Here is a 12,986-nt window from a genome sequence, read left to right as displayed (position 1 = left end):
TGGAGATCGCGTTGACGCCCACACGGACAAGCGACCTGCACCCGGATCGGTACTGGAGTACGAATTCGATCCGCACATCTCCTGTAAAAAGGATAATCGTTATGATGTGCGCTGTATTCGGAAAGCCATTCCGGAGGCGAGTTGCGATTCAACAAGCTTCCGGTCGTGCCGTTGCCGCCATCGTCGTCCGCGGTGTTCCACCGCCGTGGCGCCGAAGCCGGCGAGTAAACGTGGGGGGACCATGAGCAAGGGCGAGAGACGGGCAATGGCGACCGATTTGGCCGGGTCGGGCGGCAAGATTCTCGCGGGCGGGTTTTCGCAGCGGCTTTGCCGGCGGCTAACGGAGTGCATCGCCGCCCTGGTCGCACTGGAGAAGATTGCCTCTCCGATCGTCCCCTATATCGCCGCCTGGCGCGAGCACGAGAAGATCATCTGGTATGAATACGTAGGCGCGCGGTTTCTCGCCCTTCTCGGCTGCGAGCGGCGGGAAGTCGACGAGGTTTTTCGGCAAAGTATCGTCGATCGTCGGCTTTACCGTTACGCGGATCGGGAGAGCAAGGTCGAGGAGGATATCGTGACGCGGGCGGAACTGCGTGGTGAGCAGGCCAGCTTGCGCGAGGAAGTGAAAAAGGCCGGGGCAGTGGAGTGTGTCTACCAACTGGCCTTGCCGGGAGGGAAGAAGATTTGGTTGAAGGACCAGGCCAACATCGAGGTCTTTGTCGAGGACCAGATCTGTCTCTCCATGGGCTGCCTGACCGAGGTCACCAAGGAGATGGAACAGAAGCATCTGCTGGAAAAAATCGGCTATTTCGACGAGCTGACCAAGTTGCCGAAACGAACCATCCTGCAGCGGATTATCGAGATGAATATCGGTAACCTCCACCGCGGCCATATCAACGATTTTGTCTTTCTGTTGCTGGACCTCGATTACTTCAAGACGGTGAACGACATCCATGGCCATCAGGCCGGGGACCAGGTATTGGTCAGCCTGGCGAACGTGATGCGCGCCACCAAGCGGCATGAGGATGAGATCGGTCGCTATGGCGGCGAGGAGTTTTACGGGATCTCAGTCGGCGGCTTGAAGAACGGCGTCCAGTTTGCCGAGCGCTTGCGACTGGCGGTGGCCAAAACCGATTTCATTTTCAACCGTGAGCGGATCCCGGTCACCGTATCCGTCGGCCTGGTCGCGGCGAGCCAACTCGCGGGAGTGGAGAAAATCAGTGTCGAGGAGTTGGTGCGGGTTGCCGACAGGCGCTTGTATGTGGCCAAGGAAGAGGGGCGGAATCGGGTGGTATTTCGAGGCTGACGCCCGAGGAACTGCCGGAAACGGTTTCCTGCCTTCGCCTACAGCAACCGCGCAAACCCGATCACGCGGTTGCTGCTCTGCCCGCCTCCTACGCCTTGAGCAGGGGATTGAGCGTGTAGGTGCCGGTCAGACTGGCCTCGGCGAGGATGTGACCGTGCATTGCCGCACGGACCTGCTGGCCGGTGAGTTTGCCCTCGACCGGCAGCGTCGGTATATCGAGAGCGAAAAGGGTAAACACGTAGCGGTGGATGATCTCGTCGTTCCATGGCGGGCAGGGACCATCGTAGCCGTAGTAGTCGCCGCGCATGTCATTGTCGCCGGCAAACCAGTCGGTGTAGTCGTTGATTCCCTGGCGTGTGTTGTGGGGCGCATGCGGTCCGGACTTGCCGCGTGGCGTGACATCGTTGGAAAACTCGCCCTCCCTGATCTCGCGCAGACCAGCCGGCAGATCGAACAGCACCCAGTGGAAGAAATCGATGCGCGGCAGCGAGGCCGGCACTCTCCGATTTTCCTGGTTGACGTCGTCGCCCCGGCTCGGCACATCCGGATCGTGGCAGATGAGGACGAACGACCGGGTTTCGGCGGGGATATCACTCCACGCCAGGCGCGGGTTGCGATTGCTGCCGAGGCAGACATGGTGCTCCGGGTCAGGGGTACAAAAGGCAAACTCACCCGGGATCGGCTGCCCATCACTGAAACTGCTGCTGGTCAATATCATCGCTCATCCTCCAGATTGATTTAATCCACGGCGCTGCGTTTGAAGTCGCGCAGGCGAAAGCCTGCAACCCATAGTGTAGCGAAATAGACGCTCGCCCCGAAGCAGACGAGCAAGGAAAGATGCAACAGGCGGGTGGTGAGCGGCCAGATCAGCCAGTCGGCCGTGGCGCCACCGGCAAACCACAGCGAAACGCCCATGCTCGACAAGGCGCAGGCCAGCTTGCCGTAGAACGCCAGCCAGCCCGGCTGCGGCGTATAGATGCCGAGCTGGCGCAGGCCGCGATAGAGCAGGCAGGCGTTGAGGCTCGCGGCGAGGCCGATGGACAGGGCCAGTCCAGCGTGTTCGAGCCAGCCGATCAGCAGCAGGTTCAGCACCTGTGTGACAAAGAGCGTCAGCAGGGCGATCCTGACCGGGGTGCGGATGTTCTGGAGGGCGTAGAAGCCGGGTGCCAGCACCTTCACCAGGATCAGCCCGAGCAGGCCGATGCTGTAGGCGGCCAGGGCGTCGCGGGTCCTGAACACATCGGTGGCGGTGAAGGCGCCGTGGTGGAAGAGCGTGGTGATCAGCGGCACGGCGAGAATGGCGAGCGCCAGCGCTGCCGGCGCGGCGAGAAGGAAGGTCAGGCGCAGGCCCCAGTCGAGCAGGCGGGAGTATTCCTCCGGTCGCTCGGCGGCGTGGCACTTGGCCAGCGAGGGGAGGAGCACGGTGCCCAGGGCGGCGCCGAGCATTCCGGCCGGGAACTCCATCAGGCGGTCGGCGTAGTAGAGCCAGGAGACGCTGCCGGTATTGAGGAAGGAGGCGAATACGGTGTTCAACAGCAGGCTGACCTGCGCTACCGAAACCCCGAGTACCGCCGGCGCCATCAGCCGAAAGATACGTCGCACACCCTCGTCCTGCAGGTTGATCGAGAATCGCGGCAGCATGCCGATGCGCCGCAGGCTGGGGATCTGGAAGGCAAGTTGCAGGGCGCCGCCGATAAACACCGCCCAGCCGAGGACCATCACCGGCGGTTCGAATTGCGGTGCGGCAAAGAGCGCCATCAGGATGAACGAGACGTTGAGCAGTACCGGCGTGAATGCCGGTACGGCAAATCGGCTCCAGGTGTTGAGAATGCCGCCGGCAAGCGCCACCAGCGACATGAACAGGATATACGGGAAAGTAAGGCGGGTGAGACTGACCGTCAGGGCGAACTTGTCCGGATCGTCGGTAAAGCCGGGTGCCGAGAGATAGACCAATAGCGGCGCGCCGGCCATGCCGAGCAGGGTGACGGCGAAGACCACCAGCAACAGCAGGCTGGCCACACGGTCGACGAGCTGCCGGGTTTCCTCGACCGGACGCGTGTTGCGATACTGGCCGAGCACGGGCACGAAAGCCTGCGAGAAGGCGCCTTCGGCAAACAGGCGGCGCAACAGGTTGGGAAGCTTGAAGGCTACAAAGAAGGCGTCGGTGAGCATGCCGGCCCCGAAGGCGCGCGCGATCACGAAGTCGCGGACAAAACCGAGGATGCGCGACAGCAGGGTCATGCTGCTGACGGTAGCGAGAGTCTTCAGGAGGTTCATGCGGGATCCGGAGGCGCGGCAAGCGCAAAGCCCGTCATCTTAGGTGATTTCTACGATAGTTCATACCGTGCCGACTGGTCGGATCAAGATGTCCCACTTGGGTAGGAGCGGGTGACGTTCCAGCCGGGACTCGACCGCTTGCATAGCCTCCTTGGCCACCGTTACTCCTTTCTCGTAGACCGTGCGGCTCAGTTCGACGACGGGATGAACGCCTTTCCAGGTCATGGTCTTGGCCCACTCCAGCATCATTTGGGTATCGGTCAGCTTGGCACCGTTCCAGTGCTTTTCCAGGATTCCCCAGCAACGCTCCACCGGATTGTATTTGCTGTGGTATGGCGGATAGTAGAGGAGGCGGATGGACCTGCCGATGTGATCGGCGAACTGGACCATGCGCTTGAGGAATTGCGTACGCTGGCCATTGCTCTCCGGTCCGTTATCTGCCTTGATCTGGAGGTGTGTGACGCGAGCACGCTCCTCGGGTGCTTGACGCTCCCACCAGGCGTAGAGACTGTCGATGATGAAATCGCTGGTCTTCGCCGAGCTTCCGAAGGACAGATGGAGAGACCCACTGTCTTCATTGACGACACCAAACGGCGTGTGTTTTTCCTCGCACCCCATGTCGTGGTCGGCAGCCCGGTGGTCACCCCGCGTCTTGCCGCCACGCGAGTAGTCGCCAATCTTCACCGTCGCCTTGCAGTCCATGCTCAGGCGCATGACGGCTTCGTCTTGGCTATCGCGGTCACGTTCCCGGATGTTGGCGAAAATGGCGTCGGTTTCAGGGACTTTTTTTGGGGTTTGGCCTTGAGCACCGGGCGCAACCGGTACCCGTTGCGGTTCAACACTCTCGACATACCGCTTCGGGAAGGCAGGACATCGTCCGCAAATCCCTGCGCTCGCAACTGCTTGATGGCTTCCTCCGCCGTCAGGCGGGTGAACGACAAGGTCGTGCGAAAAGTCGGGTCTTGTTGCGCATGACTTTCCGCCAGTTCCCACAGGGCTTGCGCCACCTCGGGGTGTTTCTTCTCCCACAATTTCGCACCGCAGCAGAACGCGTGCAGCCCCAGACAGATGATACCCGTACGTTTCTCATGCAGACCGAGCTGCACGGCCTGCCGACTCCAGCCGAACACCTCCTCGGCACGCCGAGCACTGCCACTACAATATTTCAACGCCATCTCCGCCTGAAACGCCCTGCGCCTCGCACCCGTCATCTTGCTCGCAGCAAGCCGGATATCTTCCAGGTGCTCGGCTTCAAGAGAAATCTTCCTTTCCGCTACCGTGGCGACTCCCATTCGCAAGACCTCCAATCGTAGAATCGGCTAAAAGTATCGCACACAACGGTATGAAGAATTGGGGATATCACCTTAGCCCCTGAACGCTGCCAGGCAAAACGTGCCATGCCGTTCGCCAGCCCTGACCACGAGCCGGCCGGCTCGGACCCGCAGGCCGGTGACTCCTGCTTTCGCCGTCGGTGTGGTCAGATCGCGGCGGACTGCCGGAAAAGGAGAGCTTGCGGCGTGGGGTCCGAGAGGAAACTTTCGGGCGGTCGTGGGTGACATACCGGTTGCGCGCAGTCCCGCTCAGTACTTCACGCGCGCAAAGTAGGTCTTCTCGGAAGCCTCCAGTGCCTGCCGCAGCGTGACGATTCCGATCTGAGCCAGCAGTGGCAGCATTTTCAGGAACACCTCGCCAGTGGTGCAGGCATCGCCCAGCGCACTGTGGCGGCCGGTGACCGAAACGCCCAGCCGTTCGGCGATGCAGTCAAGCTGGTGAGAGTCCTGGTTGGCATGCAGCACACCCGACAGCAACAGGGTGTCGAGTACCGGCTGGCTGAAGGCCACTCCGGTACGTTCTTCCTTCATCTGCAGGAAGCGCATGTCGAACGCCGCGTTGTGCGCGACGAGTACAGTGTCGCTGCAGAAATCATGGAAGGCGGGCAGCACCACGTCGATGTGCGGCTGACCACGCACCATGTCGTCCGTGATGCCGTGGATGCGGGTGCCTTCGGGGCGCAGAAAGCGCTCTGGATCTACCAGTTGATTGAAATTTTCGTTGCGCAGGAGGCGGCCGTTGACGATGCGCAGCGCACCGATCTGGATGATTTCGTCGCCGGCTGCGGGTTCGAGGCCGGTGGTCTCGGTATCGAAGACCGTGTAGACGAGGTCCGACAGTGGTCGATCCAGGTCGGCGCTCTGATCCCGAAAATGGAACAGGTCGAAGTCGTAATACTCCGGGCGCACGTCGCCGACGTCGACGCTTTCACCGACTGCCATGTTTTCCGGAGGCACGACGGGCAGGACAAAGCGGAAGAATGCACGATGTGCTGCCTTTTCGCGGTCGTACCAGATTTCGCCGCCGTGGCGGTCAATGACGTCGCGCAACGACAGGGGTGAGCTCTCGTTTCCCACCTGCATGGCATCCGTCTCCCAGGTGTAGAAAGTTTCCGATGACATGGCGTGTCCGGCCCAGATGAGGTCGAGATAGGCCAGCTTGCCGAATGGCAGCAGCCGGAAGCGCAATTCCTTGATTTGATAATGATCGACCAGGCGGGAGGCAAGGAAGCAGATCGAGAATACCAGAGAGAAGCTCTCCGCTCTCAACCACAACCCTTCGTCGATCTCTTCCATCTTGCTCGGCAGTTTCAGCCGTGCTTCGATGCGGCGCTGGGCTGCGGCGATGAGGTCGATTCCGAGGACGTCTTCGAGTGGCCAGCGGGTTTTCAGCGAATCGGCAAACTCGGTCATCGTCTGATCGAGACGCTGACTCATGCGCACGACTTCATCACTGATGATGCTGACGAAGCGCTCGCGTATCTCCAGTTCCATGTCCGGGTAGTCCATCAGGTTGCCGACGGCCACCCGGATGTTGGCCAGGCAGCCCCGGCTGCCGTCGGTCAGCGACTGTAGCACCTGATCACGGCGCGATTCCTGTTCCAGGCTGCGGGTGATGTTTTCCACGGTGAGCACGTAACCGCTCATTTCGCGCTGCTGGGACTCGTCGCGGGACGACAGCACCGGTACCAGTTGAACCCGCAGAAGCTGCCCGCCGCGGGCAGTCGTAATGAAATTGGCGATTGCTGCTGCTGCGCCTTTATGCAATCGCTGGCGCACGACCTCCAGCGCGTGGTCAATCTGATTGCGTTCGAGAATCGAGAAGATCGAACGTCCGAGGCCGATCAGCGCGCCGCTGGCCAGGGCTGTGCCAGCTTGTGCCAGACCACTGAATTGCAGGCGCGCGCGGCTGTTGTAGAGCAGGATGCGACCGTCGCGATTGCAGACCACCACCGCCTGCGCCAGTTCGGACATCAGCGCGGCCAGGCGGTTCTTCTCTTCCTCGACCGACGACTTGGCAGCGGCGATCTGGGCATCGACATCATCCATCAGACCATCGCGCTGCTGCGCCAGATCATTCGTCGCCTGGGCCAGCAACTGGACCTCCGGTGGACCCTCCGGCGTCACTCTGAAATTGCGGTTTGCCGACAGCATCAGGCGCAGGCTCTCGGCCATCTTGAGCAAACCCTGTACGTACTGGCGGAACAGGTAGCGGATGACCAGCAAACCGACGATGAACCCGAAGGTGGTCATCAATGCGCCGAGTGACAGGTGTGGCGCGATCAACTGGATGAGCAGCGTCTGCTCTGCCGGTTGCGCATCGGCCCAGATCAGGACTGCCGTGATCAGGAAGGGTCCAGTCATCAGCATGCCGAGAACGATGACGGAAACGATGAAACGTATGCGCGCGTTCATTTTTCAGACCTGTTCAACCTGCAGTCCGGCCATTCTACCGGCGATCTTCCGAAAGCGCCCGCGTATGCACTGTGCCGGTGATCCCGACGGCGTCGAGGTCGCAGAACTAGTTCTTGAGCCGATAACCGGTCTTGAAGATCCATGCCACGATCGCCAGAAACACGGCCAGGAAGAGCAGGGTCATGGCCAGGCTGATGCCGACAGCAACGTCGGCGATTCCGTAGAAGCTCCAGCGGAACCCACTGACCAGATAGACCACGGGGTTGAACAGGGTGATCGTCTGCCAGACGGGAGGCAGGACATCAATCGAGTAAAAGCTGCCGCCAAGGAAGGTCAAGGGGGTGATGATCAGCAGCGGCACCAGTTGCAACTTCTCGAAATTGTCGGCCCAAATGCCGATGATGAACCCGAAGAGACTGAAAGTGACGGCAGTAAGAACAAGGAAAAGGATCATCCACCAGGGATGTGCGACCTGCAGCGGCACGAACAGGCCGGCTGTCGCCAGGATGATCAGGCCGAGGACGATCGACTTGGTGGCGGCCGCGCCGACATAACTGGCAGCGATCTCGAGATACGACACCGGGGCGGACAGCAACTCGTAGATGGTTCCGGTGAATTTCGGAAAGTAGATCCCGAAGGAGGCATTGGAGACGCTTTGCGTCAGCAGTGACAACATGATCAGCCCGGGCACGATGAAGGCTCCATAGCTGATGCCGTCGACCTCGGCGATGCGTGCGCCGATGGCCGCACCGAAGACGACAAAATACAGGGACGTTGAAATCACCGGAGAGACGATGCTTTGCAGCAGCGTGCGCCGGGTACGCGCCATCTCGAAGAGGTAAATGGCGCGCATGGCATGCAGGTTCATCTGGTGTCCTTCAACAGGCTGACAAAGATGTCTTCCAGGGAACTCTGCGTGGTGTGCAAATCCTTGAACGCGATGGACGCGTCATTGAGATCCTTGAGCAGCGCGATGATGCCGGTACGCTCCCCGCTGGTGTCATAGGTATAGGTCAACTCGCTGCCGTCGCTGGACAGTTCCATCTGGTAGGCCGCGAGTGCGGGCGGAATAAGCGCCAGCGGCGTCTGCAACTGCAGCGTCATGCGCTTTTTGCCCAACTTGCGCATCAACTCGTCCTTGTCTTCGACGAGAATGATCTCACCCTTGCGGATTACCCCGATCCGGTCGGCCATCTCTTCGGCTTCGTCGATGTAATGCGTGGTCAGGATGATGGTCACGCCGGTGGCCTGCAATGAGCGTACCAGTTGCCACATGTCGCGCCTCAGGTTGACGTCGACTCCCGCGGTCGGTTCGTCGAGAAACAGGATCTGCGGTTCATGGGAAAGTGCTTTGGCGATCAACAGGCGACGTTTCATGCCGCCGGACAGGGTGATGATCTTGTTGTCTTTCTTGTCCCATAGGGAGAGCTCGCGCAGTACCTTTTCAAGGTAGGCGGGATTCCTTGGCCGGCCGAACAGACCACGGCTGAAGGACACGGTCGCCCATACCGATTCGAACGCATCGGTGGTCAGTTCCTGTGGTACGAGGCCGATCGTGGCGCGCGCGGCACGGTAGTCCTTGATGATGTCGTGGCCGTCTACCCGCACACTACCTTCGCTGGCATTGACGATTCCGCAGATGATGCTGATCAGTGTCGTTTTTCCGGCGCCGTTTGGACCAAGCAAGGCGAAAATTTCGCCGCGGCGAATGTCCAGACTGACCCGCTTGAGCGCCTGGAACCCGGAAGCATAGGTCTTGGAGATACCGGATACGGAGAGGATTGCCTGCATGTTCGCGACCATAGCATAGATGCGCCAGGAGGCGCTTGCCGACCACGCCGACTTTACTCAAAGCGACAGGAGTGCCGGAAACGGGGGCACGGAAGCGAACGGCTGTGACCTGCCTCAGGCCTTGCGAATCTGGGTAATGACCGCTCTGGTAATCGCCGCAGTGCCGTCCTGGCCACCGAATTCAATCGGGCAAATGCCAGTCAGCGCCTTTTCAACCGCGTGTTCCAGAATGCGTGCGCCATGCGCCAGTCGTGGCTCGCTGTGCTGATCGGCCAGCCAGTCGAGCATCAGGGCAGCTGAAAGAATCTGTGCCACCGGGTTGGCGATTCCCTGACCGGTAATATCTGGCGCACTGCCATGCGCCGGCTGGAAGACCGCATGCTTTTCACCGATGTCGGCGGAAGGGGCCAGTCCGAGGCTGCCGACAACTCCGGCCGAAAGGTCGGAAAGGATGCCGCCGAAGGCATTCTCGGTCACCAGTACATCAAAGTCCCACGGCGCCTTGACCAGCTTCATGGCGGTGGCGTCGACGTAGGCATATTCGGTCTTGACATCCGGGTACGTCGCCGCGACCTCGCCAAATACCTTGCGGAAGAAGGCCATCGCAGACAGTACGTTGGCCTTGTCTACGCAGGTGACCTTGCCCGGACGCCGTCGGCTCTTGGCGCGTCTTTCGGCGATCCGGAAGGCAAACTCGGAAACTCGGCGACTGCCGTTACGCGAGATCATCATCGTCTCCCAGGCGACCCGGTCCTCTTCCACAGTACCTCGTCCACGCGAGTACAGCAGACCTTCGGTCTGCTCGCGAACCAGGACGAGATCGACCAGGGCCGCGCGCTTGTCGGCCAGAACTCTCGGCAGGTTCGGGTAGCTACGGATCGGGCGCAGACCGGCGTACAGGTCCATTTCAATGCGCAAGTCAAACTGGGTGGCGATTTCAGTTCCGTCCGGGTAACGGACATCGGGCAACCCGATCGCACCAAGCAGCACCGCATCGGCATGCTTGCACTCGGCCATGCTTTCGTCGGCAAAAGCGGTTCCGGTTTTCTGGTAATGTGCGGCGCCACCCTCGAGCTGCCGGAATTCGAAACCAATTCCGCCCAAGCGCTCTTGTAGCACTTCCAGGACCTGCAGGCATGAAGCCATGATTTCCGGGCCGATGCCATCGCCGGGAATGACCGCGATGCGAAAACGCAAATCTCTTTTCATGGTGGTCTTTCATTGACAGAGGTGCACTCATAAATAAAACACGCTGCGTGGTCAAGTGCTTTCCTCACAATTTTCGCCATCGTGGCACCTGTAGAGCGTGCGAACGCGACCGATGACCTCGGTGGGCGTGTCAGTCACGGCGGCATGGCACACGCTGTTGCGTAACACCACATTTGATTCCGTTGGCCGTGCTCACAATCGTCTGGGCAAACGTGTATGTGGCCATCAATTCTCTGTCGACATCCTGGAACAAATTCGGTAGGTCGTCACGTCGGCACCTGCGGCATTATGGAGCAGCCACCCCAACCTCCTGGGGGCCGTCCCGGCGCCGACGCTTTTTTCCGGCAAGCGCATCCGGTGAGCCCGGCCACGGATACACTGGTGCACACGACATACCCCCCGTGAGCCCCTGCGATGAGTCTGCATTTCCTGCTGAAAGCCGAAGCCCGGACGCGGTCCCTGGTGGAAGTCCTGGGTATGAGCGACGATGATGCCTTTACCCTGTTCCGGCGCGTGCGCTGGGGCGATGGGGACGAAGTGATCTGCCCGCACTGCGGGCTGGTGCACCGGCACTACTTCCGGTCGGCGCGCCAGATTTGGCGCTGCGCAGGTTGCCAGGAGGATTTCTCCGTCACATCCGGAACGATTTTCGCCTTCCACAAGCTACCTTTGCGCCTGTATTTGGCGGCGGTGATCCTCTTCGCTAACGCCGTGAAGGGCATTTCTGCCCTGCAGATGGGCCGCGACCTGGGCGTGTCCCACAAGACCGCCTACGTCCTCCTGCACAAGATACGGGAAAGCCTGCTGGTGAACCGGGATGAATCGGCCCTGACGGGTCACGTTCACGTGGACGGGGCGTATGTCGGCGGGAAGGTGCGCCCGGAGAACAAGAAGAAAGACCGGGTGGACCGGCGCCTGGCCGAGAATCAAGACCCGGACAAGCGCTGCATCCTGGTGATGCGCGAGGCGCACACCGAGGCGGAGGTCGAGGCCGGCCACACCGGGGCCAGGAAGACGCTCACCTTCATCGTGAAGAATGAGAACCAGGCCGACCTCGGCAAACTGGCGCCAGCCTACATCGCTCCGGGTACGGTGATCTGTGCCGACGAATCGGACGCCTACGACCTGCTGCCTGCCAAGTACGAACTCCGCCGGGTGAACCACAGCCAGGAGTACCGCGCCGATGACGGCACGACCAACAACCTGGCCGAATCGTACTTCTCCCGTTTCCGTCGCTTCCAGATCGGCCAGATCCACAAGCTTGCGCCGAAATACCTCGACAACTACGCCAACGAGATGGCCTATCGGGAAGACACCCGGCGCTGGAGCAACGGCCACATTTTCCTGGATATCGTCGGCAAGTGCGCCCGTGCCCTGGTCAGCCGGGATGGGTGTGGGTACTGGCAGGGCAACCACCGGCTGGGGGAAAGCCTGGCGCTGTGAGGGTGTCATGCGACTGACCAGGTTGCGCCGTGTCCGTCACGGCCCGCGGGAATCAGAGTGCCGGTGCGCTCCAGGCGATGCACGACGGCAATGGCGTTCTTCCGCATCGGTTCGATCATGACCGTGGTGGATTCCAGGCCTTGGCGTGCCGCCAGGGCTTCGCCGATCTGGCGGCTGCTCAGCGCCGCGCCCTGAGCCTCGCGGAAGATGTCCAGAACCATGCGCTGGCATTCCCCCGGCCGGAAGAAGCGGTTCCGCGTCCGGTGTTCCTTGGCGCGGAGCGTCCGCAGGTCGATTTCCGGGGAAAACAGCTTGAGGGTCGCGTCCAGGTGGGCCAGATCAGTTGCCAGTCGCCCCATTTCCTTCCTGTGATGCTCGATCAGCCCGGCCATCTCGGCACGCTTGGTTACCAGGGCCGTCACCACGTGGCTCTCTGCCATGAAAAATGCTCCTGTTCGTCGAAAACAAGTGCATTTTGGCTGAGCCGACGGCTAGGCGCTGGGGGTGGTTGCTCCATAATGCCGGGCGATCGGGGGGTGATCAAAGCCAAGGGAAAAGCGGCGCTGTCGGCGCGGGGCTTCAGTTATATTACCGCCCTGACAAACGCCTGTCTGCGTCAGGCCTTCGGTACCACTGAAAACACAAAGGCTCGCAAGGCCATCGTGTAGGCAGACGCCTTTCTTGCGGCATCCTCTATGGCTTCAATCAACCTATTTTCCTCAGTTTGATTCTCAAGAAGTGGTGCAAACCGTACTCGGCACCTGGCTGGTGGCGATCCTGGATGGGCAGCCGCGCTATGCACTCGACCCGTAGTCAGTCCGGCCGCCGCTGCCGCGACACTTTCGCCAGTCTCAAGAAAACTTGCCACAAGAACCGGCTGTCCTTCTGGCAATACGTTCAGGACCGCGTCTTCGGCTGGCATCGGATTGCTCCGCTGGCGCAGTGGATCTTCGAAACCACGCCGACGGTGGCGACCGTTCCCCTACATGGCCCCGCAAGCTGCCTACCAGGCTGCCAACTGGCTCTGCTCTGGACAAACCAGCGGCCGCGGAACGCTCGATGTTCACCACCAGGCCCTGCTGCCTATCAAAACCGTCTGGGTCTATCCGCTCGACAGGCACTTCAGACGGGTGCTCTGCGGATGGGTGCGTCGCTCCGAAGCCAACCCAGAGCCATGCTCACGCCCGGGGTTTTTGAGAAGTTACCTGTTGTCA

At 60.8% G+C, this 12,986-nt stretch carries 10 protein-coding genes and 1 pseudogene; 3 read left to right on the top strand and 8 right to left on the bottom strand.

What is annotated here, in order from left to right; genetic code table 11:
* Positions 1–265 precede the first annotated feature (265 nt).
* Entirely contained in the window at positions 266–1,306 is a 1,041-nt protein-coding gene (locus AC15MQ_RS06220) for a GGDEF domain-containing protein (RefSeq protein WP_287653060.1), read from the top strand.
* An 88-nt stretch (positions 1,307–1,394) separates the two neighbouring features.
* Here AC15MQ_RS06220 and AC15MQ_RS06215 read toward each other — a convergent pair whose 3' ends face one another.
* The 7 genes and pseudogenes from AC15MQ_RS06215 to AC15MQ_RS06185 all read right to left on the bottom strand — a co-directional run bounded on the left by AC15MQ_RS06215 (position 1,395) and on the right by AC15MQ_RS06185 (position 10,329).
* Positions 1,395–2,024: a YbhB/YbcL family Raf kinase inhibitor-like protein gene (locus AC15MQ_RS06215; RefSeq protein WP_287653061.1), complete on the bottom strand. Its 630-nt coding sequence runs from the start codon at positions 2,022–2,024 to the stop codon at positions 1,395–1,397.
* Between the two features lie 20 nt (positions 2,025–2,044).
* Entirely contained in the window at positions 2,045–3,583 is a 1,539-nt protein-coding gene (gene murJ / locus AC15MQ_RS06210) for a murein biosynthesis integral membrane protein MurJ (RefSeq protein WP_483079683.1), read from the bottom strand.
* A 60-nt stretch (positions 3,584–3,643) separates the two neighbouring features.
* Positions 3,644–4,758: pseudogene (locus tag AC15MQ_RS06205) on the bottom strand (ISAzo13 family transposase).
* A gap of 405 nt (positions 4,759–5,163) precedes the next feature.
* The gene (locus tag AC15MQ_RS06200) at positions 5,164–7,329 is read right to left on the bottom strand and encodes a 3'-5' exonuclease (protein WP_287667016.1); all 2,166 of its coding nucleotides are present in this window, start codon (positions 7,327–7,329) and stop codon (positions 5,164–5,166) included.
* A 106-nt stretch (positions 7,330–7,435) separates the two neighbouring features.
* Positions 7,436–8,197, bottom strand: a complete 762-nt coding sequence (locus AC15MQ_RS06195; RefSeq protein ID WP_287653065.1) for an ABC transporter permease — start codon at positions 8,195–8,197, stop codon at positions 7,436–7,438.
* Positions 8,194–9,120: an ABC transporter ATP-binding protein gene (locus AC15MQ_RS06190; protein ID WP_287653067.1), complete on the bottom strand. Its 927-nt coding sequence runs from the start codon at positions 9,118–9,120 to the stop codon at positions 8,194–8,196. Before AC15MQ_RS06190 ends, AC15MQ_RS06195 begins: the two co-directional genes overlap by 4 nt.
* A 114-nt stretch (positions 9,121–9,234) precedes the next feature.
* Positions 9,235–10,329 carry an isocitrate/isopropylmalate dehydrogenase family protein gene (locus AC15MQ_RS06185; protein ID WP_287653069.1) on the bottom strand — a complete coding sequence of 365 codons (1,095 nt, stop codon included), beginning with the start codon at positions 10,327–10,329 and terminating at the stop codon, positions 9,235–9,237.
* A gap of 414 nt (positions 10,330–10,743) precedes the next feature.
* Between AC15MQ_RS06185 and AC15MQ_RS06180 the strand changes: the two genes are divergently transcribed.
* A complete protein-coding gene (locus AC15MQ_RS06180; RefSeq protein WP_483079682.1) occupies positions 10,744–11,772 on the top strand; it encodes an IS1595 family transposase in 1,029 nt (342 codons plus the stop codon).
* Positions 11,773–11,777: 5 nt separating this feature from the next.
* Here the strand turns inward: AC15MQ_RS06180 and AC15MQ_RS06175 are convergent, their stop codons facing one another.
* Positions 11,778–12,212, bottom strand: a complete 435-nt coding sequence (locus tag AC15MQ_RS06175) for a hypothetical protein (protein ID WP_483079681.1) — start codon at positions 12,210–12,212, stop codon at positions 11,778–11,780.
* 96 nt (positions 12,213–12,308) lie between these two features.
* Between AC15MQ_RS06175 and AC15MQ_RS06170 the strand changes: the two genes are divergently transcribed.
* Entirely contained in the window at positions 12,309–12,440 is a 132-nt protein-coding gene (locus AC15MQ_RS06170) for a hypothetical protein (RefSeq protein WP_483080661.1), read from the top strand.
* The last annotated feature ends 546 nt before the right edge of the window (positions 12,441–12,986 follow it).

The organism is Candidatus Accumulibacter propinquus (assembly GCF_056856495.1).
The sequence above is the reverse complement of the archived record's forward strand: the minus strand, read 5'-3'. Positions and strand labels throughout refer to the sequence as shown.

Coding starts and splice junctions, on each gene's coding strand:
- AC15MQ_RS06185 (WP_287653069.1), bottom strand. CDS start 10,329: ATGAAAAGAGATTTGCGTTTTCGCATCGCGGTCATTCCCGGCGATGGC.
- murJ (WP_483079683.1), bottom strand. CDS start 3,583: ATGAACCTCCTGAAGACTCTCGCTACCGTCAGCAGCATGACCCTGCTG.
- AC15MQ_RS06215 (WP_287653061.1), bottom strand. CDS start 2,024: ATGATATTGACCAGCAGCAGTTTCAGTGATGGGCAGCCGATCCCGGGT.
- AC15MQ_RS06220 (WP_287653060.1), top strand. CDS start 266: ATGGCGACCGATTTGGCCGGGTCGGGCGGCAAGATTCTCGCGGGCGGG.
- AC15MQ_RS06175 (WP_483079681.1), bottom strand. CDS start 12,212: ATGGCAGAGAGCCACGTGGTGACGGCCCTGGTAACCAAGCGTGCCGAG.
- AC15MQ_RS06200 (WP_287667016.1), bottom strand. CDS start 7,329: ATGAACGCGCGCATACGTTTCATCGTTTCCGTCATCGTTCTCGGCATG.
- AC15MQ_RS06190 (WP_287653067.1), bottom strand. CDS start 9,120: ATGCAGGCAATCCTCTCCGTATCCGGTATCTCCAAGACCTATGCTTCC.
- AC15MQ_RS06180 (WP_483079682.1), top strand. CDS start 10,744: ATGAGTCTGCATTTCCTGCTGAAAGCCGAAGCCCGGACGCGGTCCCTG.
- AC15MQ_RS06195 (WP_287653065.1), bottom strand. CDS start 8,197: ATGAACCTGCATGCCATGCGCGCCATTTACCTCTTCGAGATGGCGCGT.